Here is a 21948-nt window from a genome sequence, read left to right as displayed (position 1 = left end):
CGAAATAGATTTATTAGTCCAGTGACATCACAGAGTAACCCCGGTTTTAAAAATGGCCAGCTCCCGTACGTCGTTTTGCTCGTTCCGCGTTTGTTGGCCGCTCGCCACCTGGATCAGGTAGGCGATAAATTCCTCCAGCACTTCCTGCATCGGACGGTCCAGCAGCGAGCCGGCGTTAAAATCCATCCAGTGCTTTTTCTTGTTGTAGAGGTCATGGTTGGTGGCGATTTTGACGGTCGGGACGAAGCTGCCGAACGGTGTGCCCCGTCCGGTCGTGAACAGCACGAGCTGGCAGTCTGCGGCGGCGAGTGCGGAAGACGCTACCAGATCGTTGCCCGGCGCCTGCAGCAGGCTGAGGCCCTTCTTGCGCAGCTTCTCGCCGTACTGCAGCACGTCGACGACCGGGGCGGTGCCGGCCTTCTGCGTACAGCCGAGCGATTTGTCCTCCAGCGTGCTGATGCCGCCGGCCTTATTGCCTGGGGACGGATTCTCGTAAACCGGCTCCCCGTAGGACATAAAATACTGCTTGAAATCGTTGATCAGCGAGGTGATGCTCTCGAAGACCTCGCGGCTCTCGGCACGGGCCATCAGCATGCGCTCGGCGCCGAACATCTCCGGCACCTCGGTCAGGATCGTGGAACCGCCCTGTGAGATAAGAAAATCGGAGAAGGCGCCGAGCAGCGGGTTGGCCGTAATGCCGGAGAAGCCGTCGGAGCCGCCGCATTTGAGGCCGACGTTCAGCTCGCTGAGCGGGATCGGCTCGCGCTTGTCGAGGCTTGCGGCTTCGAACAGCTCTTCGAGCAGGGCCATGCCGGCTTCGACCTCGTCGCCAACCTCCTGCGCCACGAGGAATTTGACGCGGGACTCGTCGTAGTCTCCGAGCAGTTCACGGAACTCGGTGACGATGTTGTTCTCGCACCCGAGACCGAATACGAGCACGCCGCCGGCATTGGGATGATGGACCGCGTCCAGCAGGATGCTGCGGGTCTGGCGATGGTCGTCGCCAAGCTGCGAGCAGCCGTACGGGTGCTTCAGGATCGTGACGTTGTCAAAGGGACCGAGGTCCGGGTGGACGGCTTTGAATTCCTGCAGGATCAGCTCGGCCACACCGTTCACGCAGCCGACGGTTGGAACGATGTACAGGTCGTTGCGGATCCCTGCCTTGCCATTGGCCCGCCGGTATCCTTCAAAGGTGAGGCCCCGGTTCGGGTAGGAAATCGGATGAAGGTCCGGCTGGTATTCGTATTCTTCCTCACCGTCCAGGTTGGTCCGGAGATTATGCGTATGCACCCAATCGCCAGGAGCGATCGCGGACACCGCATGGCCGATCGGATACCCGTATTTGATCACCATATCGCCCGGGGGAATCGCCGTCAGAGCGATTTTGTGGCCCTGCGGAATTTCCTGGGCGGACTCCAGCTTCACGCCGTCCACTTCCAGCGGTTCCCCGGCCTGAATCGGCCGGAGGGCAACGGCGACGCTGTCCCGCGGGTTCAGTTTCATCAATGATTTCATGTCAATCCTCCTCAGGTCAGTTGATGGAGCGAAGCCCGGACGCCATCGCGTTCCAGCAGGCCGATATGCTCCCCAAGCAGCGTTTCAAGACCCGGAACTGCTGTTAAATCCGTGCCCCACAGCCGTTCTTCCTTCAGGATGCCGGTAACGAACGATTCAGGGTCGATCCAGTTCCGATCAAATGCCTCCAGCACTTCCGGCACATCGCGGCGGGCGACCTGGTCGCCGCGGTAGGTCAGGAGGAGTGCGGCGAAGGAGAGGACGAGCAGGCGGGGAAGCTTCCCCTGGACCTGCTGATAACGGATCAGCACCGGCAGCAGGCGCGCCGTGAATTTCGAAATGCTGTTCAGCGAAATCGATGCCAGCTCATGCCGGATCAGCGGGTTGTTGAACCGCTCGCGGATAGCCGCCGCGTATTCGAGCAGCTCGGCCCGCGGCAGCTTCAGCACCGGCAGGATTTCGTCTTCCATCAGCTCCTCGACGAAGCGGCCCAAATCGCTGTCCTTCATTACGTCCTCGACCGTTTCAAGTCCGGCAAGGAGGCCCAGGGGCACCATAGCCGTATGCGGGCCGTTGAGAAGGTGAACCTTGCGCTCGCGGTAAGGCGACAGGTCATCCGTGACGATGACGTTCAGCCCGGCTTCGGCAAGGGGAAGCTTCTCCCGCAGCCACGCCGGCCCTTCGATCACCCACAGATGATAGGGCTCGGCACTGACCATGAAGGGGTCTTCATAGCCGAGCTTCTGCTCCAGGTCGTCCGCCTGATCCCGCGGGTACCCCGGAACGATGCGGTCCACCAGGCAGGAGCAGAACGTGTTGGCTTCCGTGACCCAGGCGGCAAACGCATCGCCAAGCTGCCAGTCGGCGGCATGCTGCAGCACGAAGCGGCGCAGCTTCTCGCCGCTGTCCTCGATCAGCTCGCAGGGGAGGATGATAAAGCCGGCTTTGCCGAGCTGGAACCGCCTGTAGAGCAGCTCCGTCAATTTGGCGGGAAAGCTGGAATGCGGAGCGTCCTCCCGGCGCAGGCCGGCCTCATACACAATGCCGGCTTCGGTCGTGTTGGAGGTGATGAACTCGAGTTCGTCCTGTTCGGCCAGTTTCAAGTAGGCCTCATAATCCGTATAGGGATTGATGACCCGGCTGACGGTGGCGATGACCTCACTCGAGTTGACCAGCTGCCCTTGAAGCCGCCCTTTAAGCAGTACGGTGTACAAGCCGTCCTGCTCCATGAGCGAAGTGCTCTTGCCGTGTGCGGTCGGCTGCACGACGACGGCGCTTCCGTTAAATAATCCCTTCAGATTCATCCGCTGCATCTGCCAGTTCACGAAAGCCCGCATAAAGTTGCCGCCGCCAAACTGGATCATGCGCTCGGGCAGGGCGGGCAGATCGGGAAACAGGCTGCGGGAAAGACGTGATGTCATACGTTTTTCAAGCCTCCTTTAGAGATGATGGACATTATGCACACGTTAACATTTTGATGCAAAAAAATCATGTTTGAATTGTCGCCTTCAAAAAAATCAAGGGCATTACAGCTGTCCCTTCTAGGTGACAGCCGCAACGCTTTGCCGCACGATCAGCTCGGTCTGGACAAACAGCTGTTCCGGCGCCGAGTCCGGCTGCTCGAGCCGCTCGATCAGCTTGGTAGTGCCGAGCTTGCTGATATCGGCAATCGGCTTGCGGATCGTTGTCAGCGGCGGGTACGTATACTGCGAGAATAAAATATCGTCGAACCCGATCAGCGACAGCTGTCCGGGAAGCGCGACGCCCCGCGCGTAGCAGGCATTCAGCGCGCCGATGGCCATATCGTCGTTCGAGCAGAAGACGAGGGTCGGGGGATCGGACAGGGAGAGCAGCGACATCATGGCGTTATAGCCGCTTTCGACCCCGTAGTCACCGGCGGTGAAATAGTCCGGAATCAGCGGGAGGCGGTGGGCGATCAGACTGTCCATGAATCCCTGCTTCCGCTCCGTTGTCGACTTGAAGCCGGCCTTGCCTTCGATGATGGCGATCTTCCGGTGGCCGAGTCCGATGCCGTAATCCAGCGCCTCCCGGACGCCTTCGCGGTCATTGGCGACCACGTTCAGAATGCCGGGGTCATCCAGCTGGCGGTTCAGGACGACGAAGGGGATGCCGGTCTGCTTCAGGTGATAAATGAAAGCATTGTCCGCTTCGCTCTGGCTCATGACGAGCACACCGTCGAAACGCCTTGGCGTTATAGCATCATAGTGCCGGATGCTGTCGATCCCGTGGACCGTAAGGCTGTAGTTCTCGTCGAGCACCTGATGAATGCCCTTGATGGCGTCCACGAGAAAGCTGGCCGAAGTTCCCTGGTCGATGCTGGAGAAGAACAGGCCGATCGTGTAGGACTTCTTCATGACCAGGCTCTTGGCGCTGTAATTGGGAATGTAGTTGAGTTCGGCGGCGATGCGTTCGATGCGGTCGCGGGTTTCCTTCTTGATGAGCGGGTTGCCGTTCAGCGCCCTGGAAACGGTCGTATGCGATACCCCCGCAACGCGCGCGATGTCTTTAATCGTAATCATATGACCTCGTGACAAGAAATATTTGTTAACGGTTTCAGTTTAAGTTCAGACAGGGTTCAAGTCAATATGATTCCGGAAAAATGCACACGTGAATCATATTGTCAACCCAATCATGAAAACGCTATAATTGGAAACAAGAACGGGCTAAAGGAGCATCACAATGAAAAAAGGCCGCATGTTTTATAAAACGTTTATTCCCATTCTGGTCCTTGGGATCGGACTCGTCGTCAGTTTTGGCAGCTACATTTATATCAATACGACCCACTCGGTGATCGACCGGGTGGCGGGCAGCAAACAGAGCTTTATTACCCAGACCAAAAATTCGCTTGAGCAGAAAATCCAGACGATCGAATACGCCTTTAATACATACAGCACGACGAGCTCGTTTGATGCCGTCGTAAAAAGGCCGATCACGGAACAGGATTTCGAAGAATACCGGAACGTCAATACACAGCTGAACTATATCGCCACGATGGGCTTGGAAGGGACCGAGTATTCGCTCATCAGCCTCGTACAGAATTGGCAGATTACGAGCGGAAAGCTGTCCTATTTGACGGATGCCGACCGGCGCAAGCTGTACGAGGCCTACATCGATGACAAAGACAAAGGGCTGTTCTGGATCAAAACGGATGACGGCATCCGTTTCGTGAACACGCTGCCGGTCTTTTCCAAGCAAAAGCAGGCGATTGCCCTTTCGGATATTTCACGGTCCACGCTTGACCGGATCCTGAAGACCGAGGACAATGCGCCGGTCATCATTTTAAACAAACAGGGCGAGCTGATGTACGAGACCGATCCCGACAAGCAGCTGCTGTCCGCTGACCAGCTTGGACGCATCGTCCAGTCGGCCGGGGAAGATCACCGGGCCGGCAGGCTGAAGGTGACGGCATCCGGGCGCCAGTCGGCCGAAGCGATTTATGCTAAATCCAGCTACAACAATTGGATCTATGTAACGCTGCTGGACCAGAAGGAAATTTCCGGCGCGCTCAAGACGACCAAATACGGAATCATGCTGATGGTGGCCGTCATTACGCTGCTGATCATCGTGGTGGCTTACGGCATCTCCGTTTATTTCACGAAGCCGATCCGCCAAATCCAGCGCAGCCTGCCGCGCAGCTCCCATTTGCCGTACAAGAACGAAATCGAAGGCATCCTTCATTCCATCGACACGATCGTCACCGAGAAGAAAAACCTGGAGAGCATGATGGAAGCCGAATTGCCCCAGCTGGAAACGCAGCTGATCCTGAACCTGTTCCGGAACCGGGTGTCCCCGGAGGAGCTGGAGCGGATGCTGCCGCGGTTCGGGTATCCGGAACTGACGCAGCCGTCATTCGTCGCGATGCTGATCCAGATGGACAGTTACGGCGGCCGGGAGGCGTCGGACCGGGATATGCTGCTGCTCGCCATCAACAAAATGGTCGAGGAAGTCGTGCCGAAGGAAGGGCGCATGCTGCCGATTATTTTAAACGACAACACGCAGGCGACCATCCTCACGTTTACGGACCAGGAGGAACAGGAGATACGCAGGCAGGTGCTCTCCTTTTCGAAAACGATTATGATGACGGCGCGCGACTATTTGAACTGCTCCGTCAGCTTCGGCATCAGCAAGACGTACCGGCATCTGTGGGAGAGCAAGGAGGCTTGCGAAATGAGCAAGCAGGCGCTCCGGCACCGGCTCAATCTGGGTAAAGAATCGATCATTTTCTATGAAGATATTGAGACGGTCGTCTCGGGACCGGTGCTTCTGCATTACCCGACGGAGCTGGAAACCCAGCTGTTCGACGCGATCCGGCTGGGCGATGAGGAGCAGGTCCCCCGGGCGCTGTATCCGCTGCTGGCCGAGATGATGAAGAAGAACAAAAACTCGATGAATTTTGAAGTGGCCCTGGTGCGTTTCGTCAACAACCTGATCCAGCTGGAGCAGCTGCTCGGCGTGGAGGTGCTGCTGACGCAGGACAATCACGCCCTGTACCACCGCCTGCTCGATATCCGCAACCCGGAAGAGATCGAGCGGATCCTCGTGGAGGAAGTCATCTCGCCGATGGTGCGCAGCATGAAGGAGAAGACCAACCGCCAGTTCCGTTCCCTGGCCGAGAAGATCGCCACGATCGTCCGCACGGAGTACGACCAGGAATTGTCCCTGGAATGGATCAGCGACCGGCTTCATTATAATCCGAACTATTTAAGCAGCATTTTTAAAAAGGAGTTTGGTATGACGTTCAGCGAATACCTGATGAATTACCGGCTGGAGATGGCCAAGAAATGGCTGATTGAAACGGACATGACGATCAAGGAAATCGCCGAGCGGCTTCAGTATCACAATCCGCAAAACTTCATCCGGTCCTTCCGCAAGAAGGAACTCGTGACGCCGGGAAATTACCGTAAAGTCAAACAGGCTCAGTAATCAAAACACAAGTCTTGCATTTCCGTCCGGGCTGCTTTCTTGAGCGGAATGCAAGACTTTGCTGTTCGTTACCCTTTGACTGAGCCGAGCAGCGCCCCTTTGACAAAATGCTTCTGCACGAACGGATACGCGATCAGCATCGGTACGGTCGCGATGACGATCACCGCCATTTTGATGGTCTGCGCCGGCGGAACGACATCCACGGACGTCCCTTCGGCCTGCATGCCGCTGGAGACGATGACGATCTGGCGGAGCAGCACCTGGATCGGCCACTTGGTCGAATCCGTCATGTACAGGATCGCATTCATATAGGTGTTCCAGTAAGCTACCGCATAAAACAGCGAAATGGTAGCAATGGATGGCAAAGCGAGCGGAAGCATAATTTTGAAGAAAACGCCGAAATCGTTGCAGCCGTCAATTTTGGCCGATTCCTCGAGCGCGTCCGGAAGCGCCTGGAAAAAGTTTCTCATTATAATCAGGTTAAACGCGTTAATGGCGACCGGAAGGATGAGCGACCAGTAGGAGTCGATCAGTCCGAGGCTTTTGACGACGAGGAACGTCGGGATCATGCCGCCGCTAAACAGCATGGAGAATACGACGATGAAGTTGACGAAGCCCCGGCCGTAGAGATATCTCCTGGACAGGCCATAGGCCATGAGCGCCGTCAGGATCATGCTGACGATCGTGCCTACTACGGTGATCCCGATCGATACCCCCAGCCCTTTAAAAATCGTAGGCGTCGATAAAATGTACTTATAAGCATCGAGGGAGAATGTCGTCGGAAACAGAATGAATTTTTTGGCCACCACTTCCTGGGTGGAAGCGAAGGAGCTCGCAATCACGTTTACAAAAGGCAGCAGGCAAATGAGGGCAATCAGAATGAGCAGGAGGCTGTTTACGACGGTAAACAGGCGGCTGCCGAAAGACTCTTTTCTACGCAAAGCTGTGGATGGTGTCATACGCGGGTATCCTCCTTGTAATCGTTTACAGTTAGACTGTACCAAGCGCACCAGGTTACGTATATAATCAGCTCCTGAGGTGTTGTCCGGCAGGGGGGAGAGCGGGGAATCCGCGGCTGTCACCCGGATAATCATCAGCTTCAATCCGTAATCATCAGCTGAGATGCGGAAGGCGAAAATGGCGCCGTTATGCGGTTTTATGGCCGGTGTCAATGAAATGATTATGTACGGAATTCCCAAAACCGCCTAAGCTGGAGTCGTAACAGGAAACGCTTACAAGGAGGTAGACCTGGTGAAGGACTCGAACACGGCCGTCATGAACATGAATGTCAAACCGGCCAGGAAGGTACGGACGGACACCGCGCTGGACCGTATCAAACGTCACAAGCTGCTGTACCTGATGATTTTGCCCGGCGTGTTGTATTTCATCATCTTTAAGTATCTGCCGATGGGCGGTCTCGTCATTGCCTTTCAGGATTACCAGCCTTTCAAGGGGATCACGGGCAGCCCTTGGGTCGGAATGAAGCACTTTGTCCGCTTGTTTACAGAACCGACGTTCTTCATGCTTCTGCGCAATACGCTGATTCTGTTTGCACTCAACATCGTGATCTTTTTTCCGCTTCCCATTATATTGGCGCTGATGCTGAATGAGGTCAGGCACCGGCTGTTCAAAAACTGGGTACAGACCATCATCTACATCCCGCACTTCATGTCCTGGGTCATCATCGTCTCCATTACCTACGTATTCCTCACCGTGGACGGAGGCGTGCTGAACGAGCTGATCGCCAGGCTGGGCGGGCACAAAATCAGCTTCCTGACCGCTCCCGAATGGCTGCGCACTGTGTACATCGGGCAAATCATCTGGAAGGAGCTCGGCTGGTCCACCATTATTTATCTGTCTGCGATCACGGTGGTGGACACTCAGCTGTACGAAGCAGCCGAAATGGACGGAGCCGGACGGTTCCGCAAAACGTGGCACGTGACGCTGCCGGCGATCCGGCCGGTCATCATCACCCTGCTCATTCTCAAGATCGGCAGCACGCTTGATCTGGGATTCGAGCATATGTACCTGCTGCTCAATTCGCTGAACCGCGAGGTGGCCGAAATTTTCGACACCTACATCTATACGGCGGGGCTGAAAAACGGACAGCTGAGCTTTAGTACAACGGTAGGCTTGTTCAAAGGCTTGGTGGGACTTGTGCTGGTCATGGCTTCCAACCGGCTGGCGAAGAAGTTCGGCGAGGACGGCGTGTACTAATCAACGCACGGCGGGTGTGGGATCCATCCACGGATGTGGGATCAATCCAAAGGATAATAGAAAAGGGGAAATGGCACATGAAACCAATGGTAAGCAAGATGGCTGCGTTTACGCTGGTCTGCGGGCTGCTGCTCTCGGCCTGCGGCGGGGGAGGCGGCAAGGGGGAAACGGCCCAGGGCTCGGGAGGAAGCGCTGCGGCAGGTGACGAAAAAACGACGATTACGTGGCTGAACATTTTGCACACGGCGTCGCCGCCGACCGATACGGTGCTGAACAAGATTGAGGAGAAGACCGGGGCGGATATCAAATTTTCGTGGATTCCGGATGCTTCCAAGGAAGAACGCATCAATACGTCGCTGGCGTCCGATTCCCTGGCGGATATCGTTACGCTCACCATTCTCGACAATTCCTCCGTACGCAATGCCCTGAAGTCCGGCATGTTCTGGGAGGTAGAATCGTTCCTGGACGAGTTCCCGAACCTGGCGAAAATTTCGCAGGATACGCGGAGATCGGCTTCGATCGACGGCAAGCTGTACGGTGTGCCTTTCCAGAAGGATCTCGCCCGCAACGGCGTCGTCATCCGCAAGGACTGGCTGGATAAGCTCGGACTGTCCGTGCCGAAGACGACCGATGAGCTGATGAACGTCGCCAAGGCATTCACCGAGCAGGACCCGGACGGCAACGGGCAGAAGGATACGACGGGCTTCATGGACCGGAGCGATCTGATCTACGGCGCCTTCAAGACGCTGGGCTCTTACTTCGGCACGCCGAATAACTGGCAGGTGACGGATGACGGGAAAATGATTCCCGAATTCGAAACCGAGGGGTACGTCAAAACGATGGATTACATGAAGACACTGTACGAAAAAGGATATATCAATCAAGACTTTGCGGTGACCGCCAAAACCGACCAGCAGCAAAAATTCGCCCAGGGCAAAGCCGGAATTTACGTCGGCGCCCTGTTTGACGGGAAGAACCTCTTGAATATGGCCAAGGGTGTTCAGGATAACATGCAGCTCGCCTTGGTCAACAACATTACATCGACAGGCAACGAAAGCGACCGCGCGATTTGGGCGGCGAACAACGGAATCGGCGGACTGCTGGCTTTCCCGAAATCCGAAGTGAAGGATGAAGCCGAGCTGAAGCGCGTTCTGAAGTTCGTCAACGACCTGATGGATGACGATGTGTACGCCCTCATGACATACGGAATCGAAGGCGTCCATTATACCGTGGATGCGAATGACGCGGTTACGATCACCAATACCGATTTGTGGCAGCAGGAAGTGCAGCCGTTTGCCTCTTCCCGTCCGAGCGAAACGGGCTACAAAATCCATGACGCCGATCCGCTGAAGGCCGAGGCCGACAAGCTGATCAAGGAAAACGCAAAATACGGGGTGCTGAACCCGGCATATTCCCTGGAATCCGAAACGTACACAACGCAGGGCTCCGAGCTGCAAAAGATCATCACTGATGCGACTTACAAATACATTCTCGGCAAAATCAACCTGGACGAATTCAAAGCTGCGGTGGAGAACTGGAAGAAATCCGGCGGCAGCAAAATTATCGAGGAATACGAGGCGGCCTACAAGGCTACGCAGCAAAAATAACGGCTGAGCCGGACGCAAGAAGAACGTACCAGGTCCTATCCCGCCTGCATGGGGGTTAGGACTGTGTTTTTTCCAAGACGGCAGGGTGTAAAAAAGCAATCGCCGGCGGAGATGGAAATTTTATCAGAGAAAGCCGGAAATTTTATCCGAGGAGGATCAGCATGCAGACATTCAACGCGGCGCAGCGCATGGCCGAGTCCATCATGGCACGGACGCCGAAGCTGTACGAGGGTAAGGGATATGAAGGCAAGTGGTCGTATGATTACGGCGTGGTGCTCAAGGGCTTCGAGCTGCTTTGGAAACAGACCGGAGACCGCCGGTATTGGGAGTATATCCGGGACAACATGGACCATTTTATTCAGGAAGACGGTAGCATCCGCGGGTACCGCCCCGAAGAATACAACATCGACCATATCAACAACGGCAAGCTGCTGTTCACCCTGTACCGCGAGACGGGGGAGGAAAAATACAAGCAGGCCGCCGGGCTGCTGAGATCCCAGCTGGCATCCCATCCCCGGACGTCGGAGGGGGCATTCTGGCATAAGGAAATTTATCCTTATCAGATTTGGCTGGACGGCCTGTATATGGGCTCGCCTTTCTATCTTGAATATCTGCTGACGTTTGAAGACGAGGCGGGACTGGACGACGTGACGAAACAGTTCAAGCTGTGCGAGCTCCATACGAAGGATGAGGCCACCGGGCTCCTGTATCACGCTTGGGACGAGAAAAAAGCCCAACCGTGGTGCGACCCGGCCACCGGCTTATCTCCAAATTTCTGGGGAAGATCCCTTGGCTGGTTCGTCATGGCGCTGGCGGACAGCCTGGAGCTGCTGCCGGGAAGCCATTCCGATTATCCGGAGCTGAAGCGCATCTTGAGCGATACGCTGCGTGCGCTGAGATCCTATCAGGATCCGGGCAGCGGCGTCTGGTACCAGGTGGTCAATGAGGGCGGCCGCAAGGGGAATTACTTGGAGGCCTCGGCTTCCAGCATGATCACCTATGCTATCGCGAAAGGGCTCCGCCTCGGCGTGCTTGCGCCGCAGGAATGGCAGGACTGCTTGGACAGAGCGTATCGGGGGCTGCTGGAGGAGTTTGTGCTGGAGACGAAGGAAGGCTGGCTGAACCTGAACAAAAACTGCCAGGTGGCCGGGCTGGGCGGGGCCGACCGGCGCGACGGCACGTACGCCTATTACATTAGCGAGCCGATCATCACCAACGACCAGAAGGGGCTGGGGGCGTTTCTGCAGGCCTGCGGCGAATACGAGGCCAGGGTTCCGGCCGCTGCGGCGAAAGGAGAACAGCCATGAGCGTGTACAGCATCACCGAGTTCGGGGCGGTACCCGGCGGCGCCGAGCCGGCGACCCGGGCCATCGCTGCGGCGATCGAGGCGGCAGATGCTGCGGGCGGCGGGACCGTGTTCGTCCCCGCAGGCACGTACCTGACCGGGGCCATCCTCCTGCGCAGCAACATCGAGCTGAGGCTGGACCCCGGCGCGGTCCTGTCCTTCAGCACCGATCCGGCGGATTATCCGGTCGTGACCTCCCGCTGGGAAGGGGTGCTGCGTGAGGTGCACGCCTCCTGTGTGTACGGACACGGGCTGAAGAACGTGTTCATTACCGGCAGCGGCACGCTGGATGGCAACGGCCAGCCCTGGTGGGACAAGATGCGCAGCCGCCCGGAGGAGCTGACCCACCCCCGGCCGAAGCTGATCAGCCTCGACCGCTGCACCCGGGTGACGATCCGCGATGTCACGCTGATCAACTCCCCGAGCTGGACGGTCAATCCGATTCTCTGCGACAACGTGACGATCGACAACGTCTCGATATACAATCCCGCGGATTCGCCGAATACTGACGGCATCGACCCGGAGTCGTGCCAGAACGTGCGGATCAGCGGCTGCCACATCGACGTCGGCGACGACTGCATCGCCATCAAGGCCGGCACGGAAGACACGGCGCAGCGGGTTCCGTGCGAGAACATCACGATCACGAACTGTACGATGATCCACGGCCACGGCGGCGTCGTGCTCGGCAGCGAAATGAGCGGGGACATCCGGAACGTCGTGATCAGCAACTGCATCTTTAAGCACACCGACCGCGGCATCCGGCTGAAATCGCGGCGGGGGCGCGGAGGAACGGTGGAGGATATCCGGGTCAGCGGCATCGTCATGGAGGAAGTCATCTGCCCTTTCATTTTGAACCTGTATTATTTTTGCGGACCGCGGGGCAAGGACAAGTACGTCTGGGATAAGCGGCCTTATCCGGTCACCCTGGAAACGCCGACGTTCCGGCGGATTCACTTTTCGAATATTACCGCAAGGAACGTACATGCGGCGGCAGGGTTTGTTTATGGTCTTGCGGAAAGGTATATCTCGGAATTAACGTTTGCCGACATCGATATTTCCATGGCGGAGAACCCCGTTCCGGGGCGTCCGGCCATGATGTCCGGCATCCAGGATATGAAAGCGCGCGGCTTTTATCTAGGCAATGTGAGGGACATTCGGTTTGACCGGGTCACGGTTGGCGGCCATGAAGGGCCGGCTTTCTATGTCGAGAACGGCGAAGACGTGGAATGGCAGCAGTGCCGGTCAAAGGATACGAAGGTGCCGGAGCAGCTTGTAAAACAGGTAAGCGTGGTTCCGCAGGAGGAGGATCTCAGCGAAGAGGAGGTTTAACCAATGATGAGGGAACGGTTGAAGAAGCTGCTGGGCGATGTGCCGGAGGACCGGCCTATCCAAGCGGAGCTGCTCAAGCAGGAAGAGACTGAAGGGTACCGGCTCGAGACGCTGCTGCTGGATTTAAACGGTCTGGAGCAGGTGCCCGCTTATGTCGCACTGCCTATAGACGGAGAGGGACCCTATCCGCTCGTCGTTTTCAATCACTCGCATGGCGGCAATTACACAAACGGACGCAGGGAGCTGATCAGCGGCAGCTCGTATTTGCAGCAGCCGTCTTTTGCCAGCACACTGACCGGCATGGGCTATGCCGTCTGCTGTATCGACATGTGGGGCTTCCATGAGAGGTCGGGTAAGACGGAGAGCGAAATCGTCAAGGAAATGTTATGGCAGGGGCGCGTCATGTGGGGCATGATGCTGTATGACAACCGGCGGATGCTGGATTACATGTGCTCCAGGGAAGATATCGACGCCTCGCGGATCGCGACCCTAGGCATGTCCATGGGCGGGATGATGGCCTGGTGGCTGGCGGCGCTGGACGAGCGGATCAAGGTGACCGTGGACATCTGCGGACAGGTGGATGCCCATACCTTGATGAAGAAGCGCGGGCTGGATCACCACGGGTTCTACTACTACGTTCCGGGATTGCTGAAGCACTTCACGACGCTGGAAATCCAAGCCATGATCGCCCCGCGGCCAAGGATGAGCCTGACCGGGCGTACCGACCGGCTGACCCCGGAGGAAGGCGTCGTGCTGCTGGCCGATGGCCTGCGAGAGGTATACCGGGCCGCCGGACAGGAGGAGCATTGGCAGACGGTCATGACCGGCGGCGGCCATATGGAGACGGCTGAAATGCGGGCCCGCTGGCAGGGATTTTTGGCGGAACACTTGTAAGCGATGGCCGCAGCCCGAAACGAAAGGGGGGAAGGTCATGATTGTAGGAAAGCTGGACCACTGCGATTATCCGACGATTCAGGAAGCGGTGGATGCGTTGGAGAAGCAAGATCCGCAGCGGCCCGAAACGCTGTACATCCTGTCGGGTGTCTATGAGGAAGCGGTACGGATATATCGGTCCGATCTGGCCGTGATCGGCATCGGATATGTGGAAATCACGAAGGGCCGGTATGCAAAGGAACTGGACGAGAACGGAAATGAGATGGGCACCTTTGCAACGCCGACGCTGTTCCTTGGCGGCCGGCGGCTGCTGATCGAGAATTTGGTCGTGACCAATTCGGCCGGGCAGGGCGAGGACATCGGCCAGGCCGTGGCGGTCTATGCGCACTGCGACGAAACGGTTTTTCGCTACTGCACCTTTAAAGGGCACCAGGACACGCTGTTTACCGGACCGCTTCCGCCTGCGCCCAAGCATGGCGGCGTGTTTGGAGGAATCCCGCTCCGGGAGCATCACCGAGAGTACCGCCAGGTGTACGAATACTGCCGTATCGAAGGGACGGTGGATTTTATATTCGGCGGCGCTGCCGCCTTCTTTGACCGCTGCGAGATCCGCAGCCTGCGCCATTCGAGCGGGCATGCCGGTTATATCGCCGCGGCTTCTACTCCCGCGGAGCAGGAATACGGGTATGTCTTTAACCTCTGTTATTTGACGGCAGAGCCAGGCGTATCGGGCGTGTATCTGGGAAGGCCGTGGCGCGAATATGCACGCACTGACTACGTCGACTGCCGGATGGGCGGACATATCGAACCGCTGGGCTGGGACGACTGGAACGATCCGGGGCGGCGGCTGACGGCCAGGTACCGGGAATTCGGCACCCGCTTTGATCCGGCCGCGCCGGCTCCGGGAGGACAGCGGGCCGGGTGGGCGGTCTATCAGGAGACGCTGGAAGGGGCTCCGCAGAAGGAGCAAGTTTTTACCGGAACGGACTTTTGGAAACGAAAAGGAGAGGGAAGAGCATGACCATATCCACCCAAACGGGAACCATTCGAAACCCGGTGCTGCCGGGCTTTAATCCGGATCCGTGCATCGTGCGGGCAAAGGACACTTATTATATCGCGGTGTCTTCCTTCGAGTGGCTCCCTGGCGTAAGGGTATATGCCTCCAAGGATTTGGCGGTATGGGAGCACTGCACCGACGTGCTGACCGATCAGGTCGACCTGCGGGGAAACCCGAAGAATTGCAGCATCTGGGCGCCTCAGCTCAGCTACCATGACGGGTTGTTTTACCTCATTTATACCGATGTGAAAAGCACCAAGCGCCCATTTAAAGACGTTCACAATTATTTGATTACGGCGCCTTCGATTCACGGGCCCTGGTCCGAGCCGGTCTATTTGAACAGCAGCGGATTCGATCCGAGCCTGTATCATGACGAAGACGGACGGAAATGGCTTCTGAACGAAATCTGGGATTACCGCATTCCGGAAGGGAATAAATCGAGCGGCATCGTTATTCAGCAGTATGATCCGCAGCAGCAGAAGCTAGTTGGTAAACCGTTCAAGCTGTTTGACGGGACGGATCTGAAGAAGACCGAAGCGCCGCATATTTATAAGCATCAAGGCTATTACTACTTGATTACGGCCGAAGGCGGCACCGGGAACGGCCATGCCGTGACGGTAGCCCGTTCCCGCAGCTTGATGGGCCCTTACGAAGTGGACCCCCGCAATCCGATGCTGACCTCCCGGGACAACCCGGAGCTCCCGCTGCAGTGTGCCGGCCACGGCAGCCTGATCCAGACGCCGCAAGGGGAATGGTACATGGCCCATTTGTGCACGCGTCCGGTTGAAGGCCAGTATGCGCTCCTTGGCCGGGAAACAGCGCTGCAGCAGGTGTACTGGGACGAGGAAGGATGGCTTCGCCTGACCGCCGGGGGAAATTCCCCGCAGATGGAGATCCCGCGTCCGAAAGGGATCACGCCGGCAGAGGCCAAGACGGCCGCTGAACGGACCTTGTTTGAGGATACCTTTGACGGACCGGAGCTTGCCAAAGCCTGGAATACGCTCCGCATACCGGCGGATCCATCCTGGTGCTCGCTGTCGGAGCGCCCGGGGTATCTCCGCCTGCATTCCGGGGAATCGCCGCAAAGCCTGTTTCATCACCACATTGTGGCCCTCCGGCAGGCGGATATCCATTTCCGGGCCGAGACGTCGCTGGAGTTCGAGCCAGCAAGCTATTTGCAGATGGCCGGGCTGATGCTTTATTTGAACGATGAAAATTACTTGTATGCTTATGTGACGCAGGACGAAGAGCAGGGCAAGGTGATCCGGCTCATGCGCTGCGCGGACGACGCGTTCACCGTTATTCCGGACATGATTCCGGTGAATGCCGGGGAAACCGTTCAATTGGCCGTGGAAGTCCATGGCATCCGCGGACGGTTCTATGGCCGGTTCAGCCCGGGGCAGGATTGGGTCCCGCTGTTTGAAGAACAGGACATCCGCTTCCTCTGCGGCGGCTTCACCGGCAACTTTGTCGGTATCGCCGTCCATGATATGCAGTCCTTTGGGGGAAGCTATGCGGACTTTTCCCATTTTCGCTATACGGGAATTGAAGCATAGAAGAGCAGGGATGATCGGTAATGATGAAAAAGGGGCTGCTTCTATTGTGAAGCAGCCCCTTTTTTCGGTTCTTACTTTTCCTTGGACGGATTAATGAACGGCCTGCGCCTCAGCTGAAGGCCCGTGTTTTTCAGCTCGGAATCCAGCTTGAACTCCAGTTTTGCTGTCGAGTACAGCTTGGGCCACCGGTCGTATTGGCTTGGCGGGACCTTTCCTCTGAAGCGGTTGCCAAGTCCGAAAATGTCGGATTCCTGCGCCTGCGTCATCCGGAATACAGCGGCTCCCCGCTGCTCAATCAGGCGGTTAATGGAAGCTTCCAGATGCTCTGCCTTGATGTCGATCCCGCGCGCGGAATCCATGAGGGTCATCGAAAGCTTGGCATGAATGCGGATGACGGGCTTGCCGCTTCTCATATCCGTGTCGATATCGGCACTGGAATTCAGAATTTTAAGGTTCATTTTATCCGCGGTTTCGATTTCGAAGGGGGACATCTTGCCCGTAACGATTTCGTAAATCAGGGTTTCCTCCGGAGAGATCATGCCGACCATGGCGTCATTTTTAAAGAATGCATTGCCCGCGACCCGGAATATCGTTTCAGAATCCGTCACCAATACAGGCACGAGGCATTCCTCAAGCGGATCATAGTACCCCCTGAAAATTTCCCATAGCGACACGACGTTTTTTTGCGAGGTTCCGCCGCCGTAGCGTTCAAAGAACAGCTTCGTGTAGATGCCCGAGAGCTCGCCCGTCGGGTTGGGACGTTCAAATATTGACTTCATGCCGCCTGTCGTAATCGCAATTAACGAATCCAGAGGAACGGTGCGGTCCCTGATTGTGAATTCCAAATAGGGCATGAATCCTTTTTTCGCCAGTGCCTGATCCAGAAAGATTGACTGGTTCTGCGACATATCCAGACTTTTGGGCAGCCTTAACCGGAGCTGGTCTATGGCTTCAATCACGGTGCTGCCTTCCTGCTTGGTGACGAAAAAATCCTTATGGGCTCCGTTCTGCGACTGCGGGAGTGGGAACCTCATCCAGACCCGCACCCGGTCACCGCCGGCCGGCTCGATACCGATCGCGGTCTCGAGGAGCCGGTTGTCGACATCTTTGACATCCCAGCAGCCGGGGAGGAAGAGAAGCAGGCATAAGATGGCCAGGCATCGGGCTGCGCGTCTGCTCATTGGCGGGCCCTCATTTTGTTGGAAATGAAGGACTTGACCAGCACAGCCATAGGAAAGCCATACATTAAGTAAAGGCGCAGAACCGTATCCCACTCCACGGCTCTTTCGATCCATTCCCATGAAGGAATAAGCCGGATGGCGGCGTATGCCGTGACTCCTGCCAGCACATACAGCAGCTTTTCGTTCCAGCTGGGAAATACCGCCCTGATTGCCGTTACGATGCAGTTCAGGATCAGGGCAAGCAATAAAAACAAATAGAGGATGGAGCTAACGATAAATACGGCGGTTAAATTTTCGATCACCAGCCAGTAATAGCTTACCGAGTCCATTTTGCTGATATAAGGAAGCGTCAAAATTCTTGACATTTCCGGACTAAACGTCAGCGCCGGCTGATAGACGGCGGCGGCCAGTAAAGGCAGAAAACAGAGCGCAGCCACGGTATAAGGCCGCCACAGCTTCTTCGGCTGTTTGGCGTATCTGCCGCAAGCCGCAAAGTAAAGATAGCCGGCCCAGATGAAGGATGTCGTGTAAAACTTCGGGCTGGTCAGAAAATCCCCGTTGGTATAGAGCCATGGTTTGCCCAGATTAAAATCGAGATCGCCGAAACCCAGCAATACGAGCCCGACGGACAGCGGAAAGCTGACGAGCAGAAACAGGACGGAAGCACGGATAATCGAACCGATTCCCCCGAAAGCCAGAAAGACGCCAATAAAGATCATCCCGTCCAAAAACCACTGCGGCGTGCTGTGAAGGATCGTCATCGAGATGATCTCGCTGTGAGCCCGGACGATGATCACCATGGCGCTCCACATAAACCAGAGCAGCGGGACGATAAAAAGAATGACCCCCGGCCACCCAAGCACGCGCTTTGTAATCGTATAGGCGTCTTTTCCTTGATGCAGCGCGAGGACCCGGCTGAACAGCCAGGCACCCAGCAGTCCGAGCAGCATCCAGATCAGGATCGGGATCCAGTAGCTCTGGGTGGTGGACTGCAGGACGAGCCAAGGGTACACATGAAAGGAGATCGCCCCGAATACCATCATCTGCAGGACGAAGTATTGGGGCATGGAGATCTTCAGTTCCTCGTTCGATGGATTCATTGTCTCGACCCTCTTCCGAAGGTAATCCAGTAGCTGAGTGAAAATTTGCGGGAGCCGCCGATCAGCCCAAGACTCATGGACCGGATCCGGGCACCGGGACCGATCGGAGTCAAATAGGAAACGCCGAACGATTGGATGCGGGAGAGGCAGATGACGAGAATGGCAAAGCAGATGAATATGCCGAGAATTCCGATGACGCTGGCCCCGGCGAGCGTGAAATATTTCAAAATCCGCTGAACCAGGCCCATCTGATAATCCACGACGATAAAATTAGTCAGCGCCGTCGTTGCGACGATGATGACCAGCAAATTGCTCACAATATTCGCTTGAATGATCGCCTGTCCCAGCACCACCCCGCCAACCATCGTAACGGTGGAGCTGATCGACCTTGGCAGGCGTATGCCGGCCTCAACGATGCAGTCCAGAAGAAACAGCATGATGAGGGACTCGAGCCACACGGGATAAGGGACCCCTTCCCTGCTGCCGGCGGCGGCCAGACTGATCTCCAGGCGGTTGAGGTCAATGTTCACTGAAGTGATCGCCACGTAGAGGGCGGGCAGAAACAGATTGATCATGAGTGCGATGAACCGCAGCCACCTTAAAAATAATGCGATCAGCGGCGTCAGGTATTGATCTTCGGGGGATTCCCAGAAATCGAAGAAGGACCCCGGGGCGATGATCGAAAACGGCGTTCCGTCCATCAAGACGACAATCTTCCCGTTTAACAGGGAGGCCGTTACCCGGTCCGGGCGTTCCGTCGTGACGGCGGCAGGGAAGAGGCGGGAAGATCCGGGGTCCATGAACCGCAGCAATTCGCCGGAATCTTGGATTCCGTCCGCTTGGATGGCGCCGATTTGACCGCAGGTGTATTGGACGAGACCCGGATCGGTCACCCCTTCCAGGTAAACCACGCCCACCTTCGTATTGGTCAGATCTCCGACGCGGGCCTCCCAAATTTTCAAACGGGAGGTTTGCATCCGCTGGCGTATGAGGGCGATATTGGTTGAATAGTTTTCGATAAAACCGTACATCGGGCCCTGAATCACGTTCTCCGTCTGCGGCTGTTGCAGTCCCCGCTGCTGCGGATTTTCCGTTGCCAGAATCAGGCCGTTGGCAGACTCCGCAGTGCACAGCACGGTTTTGCCGGCGCATACCGCTTTTTCGCAAGCGGAAAAATCACCAGCCGAATAGCTGGTGCCGTAATAACTGTGCAGTGTGGTCAGGACACCATCCTGCGGCTGCCGGTTCATATTGAATATGAAATGATCGGAGCCGACAAGCGTCGTCAGGTACAGCAAATACAGCTTGCCGGCGTCCGATTCACCGATGCAGACGGCCTGGAAGTCGGCCGCATGCTGAAAAGCCTCCTGGAGCCGGGAAAGAAGAAATTCAGAGGACGTATGCTGGAGCGCCTGAAGCATCGTTGCACCTTTGCTGGGTTCCACGGGTCGATCATCCTTTGCATGACACTTTTTGCCTTCGAATGAACCTAATTATTCCAATTAGGGCATCAAATTATGCAGGAGGATGGTGAGGTTACTCTGAAGGCAATCCTGACAGCATCGATCCGTAGTGTTCCGCGATTCCCCGGCTGACTTCGGCCATGCGCAGCACCAGGGATTCCGGCTCGGCGATGGTCAGCGCTTTTCCGTAGGGAAGAAGAAAGTAGGGGACGTATGAATGCAGGGAGGTGGAATCAAGCCGGTATACCGCCTCCCCTGGGCTTCGCTCAATCAGTGCATGTCCGAGCAGCCAGTGCTGCTTCAGTTCATTCAGGACATGATCGTGAGCCTGAATCCGGACCGTGACCAGGGAAGGGTCGCCAGCCGGGTCCGGCAGCAGCTGTTCCAGCAGAACGTCCTTGGCCGAAAAGTTCTCAGGGCGCTCAAAGTGCCGATCCGTCACGTCCAGGCTCACAATCCGGTCAACGCGGAAGTTGCGCAAATCCTCGCGGAGATGGCAGTATCCGGTGGTGTACCATTGCCCTTTCCAATGGATGATGCTGTAAGGATCGAACTCCCGTACCGACCCGGTTCCGGAATCTCCATTGGAGCCGCCGTACACCATCCGGAGGGTCTGCCTTTGTCCAGCGGCTTCCTCAAGGCATTGCAGCCGCCCTTTTTGCTCCGGATCGATGGGCGGTTGAAGGACGGACAGCCCGCTGCTGTGGCGTTCAATTTGCGTGAGCTGCTTCTCGTTCGTATACCGTTTCAGTTTGTCCACGGCCCTGCCCAGGGCATCGGTGTGAGGATACCCAGCCTCCTGGGCAAACACCGAAGCATGGACGAGGGCTTTCTGCTCCTCCGCATCGAACATGAGCGGCGAGTCGGCAAAGGTCCCAAGGATTTGGAATCCGCCGTTTGGGCCGGAATCGGCAATGATCGGGACGCCGCTTGCGCAGAGCGAATCAATGCACCGGTACACGGTGCGGACATGGATCTCCAGCTCGTCGGCAAGCTGCTGTGCCGTCATTTTTTTGCCGGATCGGAGCATCCAGAGGATCGAGAGCATGTTATCAGCTTTGGACATCGGAGAAATCCTTTCGTAAAAGAGAGTTACCCGGGATACGATCCCGGGTATCAGCTCCATTGTAACGCGTCTAGGCGAGCGGTTCCATTCCTTGTTCCACCCATGAATCGTAAGTCGGACCGTACAAATCCGGCAGCTTCAATCCGGCCTGCCGCATCAGGACGGTCATCTGTCCGCGGTGATGGGCTTGGTGCATGAGGGTAAAGCGCAGCGAACCTCCGTTGTTCCACTCCTGGCCGGCGATGGTTTGCGTCTCCAGAAGCTTGGCGTCCGTCCACTGCGTCTCGACCGCTTGGAGAATGGCCCGGCTGACCCGCTCGTACTGGCCGGCAAGCGCAGCGGCCGATTTTTTAACTGCGTCACTGTTATCGGGTGCATCAAACACCAGCCCGAGCGATGTCATATAATGAACGGATTCCACGAGATGCCATGCCAGCCCGCCCAGGGTCCGGTGCTTGTCCGTTATGGCCTGCCCGAGCGATTCATCGGTCAGTGCGTTCATGATCTTCTGGGTCATTTCCGCTTCGTTGGTCCATTCCGCTGCAAAATCTTTAATGCTTGTAAACATCATGCATTCCTCCATTTTTTTGAAGTTTTGTTCGGTTTATTAGCAGTATACACAAAAATCACTGACAGTCTCGGTCAGTGATTTTTTGGAATGCTGCTGTATTTAT

The 21948-nt window shown here is 56.6% G+C and carries 17 protein-coding genes; 8 read left to right on the top strand and 9 right to left on the bottom strand.

The features are described from left to right. Window positions 1-27 precede the first annotated feature (27 nt). The 3 genes from K2F33_RS32375 to K2F33_RS32365 all read right to left on the bottom strand — a co-directional run bounded on the left by K2F33_RS32375 (window position 28) and on the right by K2F33_RS32365 (window position 4055). Entirely contained in the window at window positions 28-1515 is a 1488-nt protein-coding gene (locus K2F33_RS32375; RefSeq protein WP_263880592.1) for a UxaA family hydrolase, read from the bottom strand. Between the two features lie 11 nt (window positions 1516-1526). Then, on the bottom strand, window positions 1527-2936 hold the full coding sequence (locus K2F33_RS32370) for a tagaturonate reductase (protein WP_263880591.1): 1410 nt from the start codon (window positions 2934-2936) through the stop codon (window positions 1527-1529). Between the two features lie 120 nt (window positions 2937-3056). Beyond that, window positions 3057-4055: a LacI family DNA-binding transcriptional regulator gene (locus K2F33_RS32365; protein ID WP_263880590.1), complete on the bottom strand. Its 999-nt coding sequence runs from the start codon at window positions 4053-4055 to the stop codon at window positions 3057-3059. A 160-nt stretch (window positions 4056-4215) separates the two neighbouring features. Between K2F33_RS32365 and K2F33_RS32360 the strand changes: the two genes are divergently transcribed. Further along, window positions 4216-6459: a helix-turn-helix domain-containing protein gene (locus K2F33_RS32360; protein WP_076170337.1), complete on the top strand. Its 2244-nt coding sequence runs from the start codon at window positions 4216-4218 to the stop codon at window positions 6457-6459. A gap of 68 nt (window positions 6460-6527) precedes the next feature. Here the strand turns inward: K2F33_RS32360 and K2F33_RS32355 are convergent, their stop codons facing one another. Then, a complete protein-coding gene (locus tag K2F33_RS32355) occupies window positions 6528-7418 on the bottom strand; it encodes a carbohydrate ABC transporter permease (protein WP_076170336.1) in 891 nt (296 codons plus the stop codon). 292 nt (window positions 7419-7710) lie between these two features. On the opposite strand from K2F33_RS32355, the gene K2F33_RS32350 reads away from it, so the two are divergent. The 7 genes from K2F33_RS32350 to K2F33_RS32320 all read left to right on the top strand — a co-directional run bounded on the left by K2F33_RS32350 (window position 7711) and on the right by K2F33_RS32320 (window position 16464). After that, window positions 7711-8676, top strand: coding sequence for an ABC transporter permease (locus K2F33_RS32350; protein WP_373309525.1), 966 nt, complete (start codon window positions 7711-7713; stop codon window positions 8674-8676). Between the two features lie 77 nt (window positions 8677-8753). Beyond that, window positions 8754-10283 carry an extracellular solute-binding protein gene (locus tag K2F33_RS32345; protein ID WP_263880589.1) on the top strand — a complete coding sequence of 510 codons (1530 nt, stop codon included), beginning with the start codon at window positions 8754-8756 and terminating at the stop codon, window positions 10281-10283. 161 nt (window positions 10284-10444) lie between these two features. Beyond that, entirely contained in the window at window positions 10445-11590 is a 1146-nt protein-coding gene (locus K2F33_RS32340) for a glycoside hydrolase family 88/105 protein (protein WP_263880588.1), read from the top strand. Further along, window positions 11587-12957: a glycoside hydrolase family 28 protein gene (locus K2F33_RS32335; protein ID WP_263880587.1), complete on the top strand. Its 1371-nt coding sequence runs from the start codon at window positions 11587-11589 to the stop codon at window positions 12955-12957. Before K2F33_RS32340 ends, K2F33_RS32335 begins: the two co-directional genes overlap by 4 nt. Before the next feature lie 3 nt (window positions 12958-12960). Beyond that, window positions 12961-13851 (top strand): dienelactone hydrolase family protein, encoded by an 891-nt coding sequence (locus K2F33_RS32330; protein WP_263880586.1) that lies wholly within the window; start codon window positions 12961-12963, stop codon window positions 13849-13851. Window positions 13852-13888: 37 nt separating this feature from the next. Further along, complete coding sequence (locus tag K2F33_RS32325; protein WP_263880585.1) at window positions 13889-14872, top strand: pectinesterase family protein; 984 nt, start codon at window positions 13889-13891, stop codon at window positions 14870-14872. Next, window positions 14869-16464, top strand: coding sequence for a glycoside hydrolase family 43 protein (locus tag K2F33_RS32320; RefSeq protein WP_263880584.1), 1596 nt, complete (start codon window positions 14869-14871; stop codon window positions 16462-16464). Before K2F33_RS32325 ends, K2F33_RS32320 begins: the two co-directional genes overlap by 4 nt. 71 nt (window positions 16465-16535) lie before the next feature. On the opposite strand, the gene K2F33_RS32315 is transcribed toward K2F33_RS32320, so the two are convergent. From K2F33_RS32315 to K2F33_RS32295, 5 genes are all read right to left on the bottom strand, one after another. Next, window positions 16536-17645: a Ger(x)C family spore germination protein gene (locus K2F33_RS32315; RefSeq protein WP_263880583.1), complete on the bottom strand. Its 1110-nt coding sequence runs from the start codon at window positions 17643-17645 to the stop codon at window positions 16536-16538. Continuing rightward, complete coding sequence (locus K2F33_RS32310) at window positions 17642-18745, bottom strand: GerAB/ArcD/ProY family transporter (RefSeq protein WP_076170329.1); 1104 nt, start codon at window positions 18743-18745, stop codon at window positions 17642-17644. Before K2F33_RS32310 ends, K2F33_RS32315 begins: the two co-directional genes overlap by 4 nt. Further along, entirely contained in the window at window positions 18742-20190 is a 1449-nt protein-coding gene (locus K2F33_RS32305) for a spore germination protein (protein ID WP_263880582.1), read from the bottom strand. Before K2F33_RS32305 ends, K2F33_RS32310 begins: the two co-directional genes overlap by 4 nt. 91 nt (window positions 20191-20281) lie before the next feature. Further along, window positions 20282-21274 carry a helix-turn-helix transcriptional regulator gene (locus K2F33_RS32300; protein ID WP_263880581.1) on the bottom strand — a complete coding sequence of 331 codons (993 nt, stop codon included), beginning with the start codon at window positions 21272-21274 and terminating at the stop codon, window positions 20282-20284. Window positions 21275-21344: 70 nt separating this feature from the next. After that, window positions 21345-21845 (bottom strand): DinB family protein, encoded by a 501-nt coding sequence (locus K2F33_RS32295; protein ID WP_318671760.1) that lies wholly within the window; start codon window positions 21843-21845, stop codon window positions 21345-21347. Window positions 21846-21948 lie beyond the last annotated feature (103 nt).

The organism is Paenibacillus sp. PSB04 (assembly GCF_025809195.1).
Classification (GTDB): domain Bacteria; phylum Bacillota; class Bacilli; order Paenibacillales; family Paenibacillaceae; genus Paenibacillus_AQ; species Paenibacillus_AQ favisporus.
The sequence above is the reverse complement of the archived record's forward strand: the minus strand, read 5'-3'. Positions and strand labels throughout refer to the sequence as shown.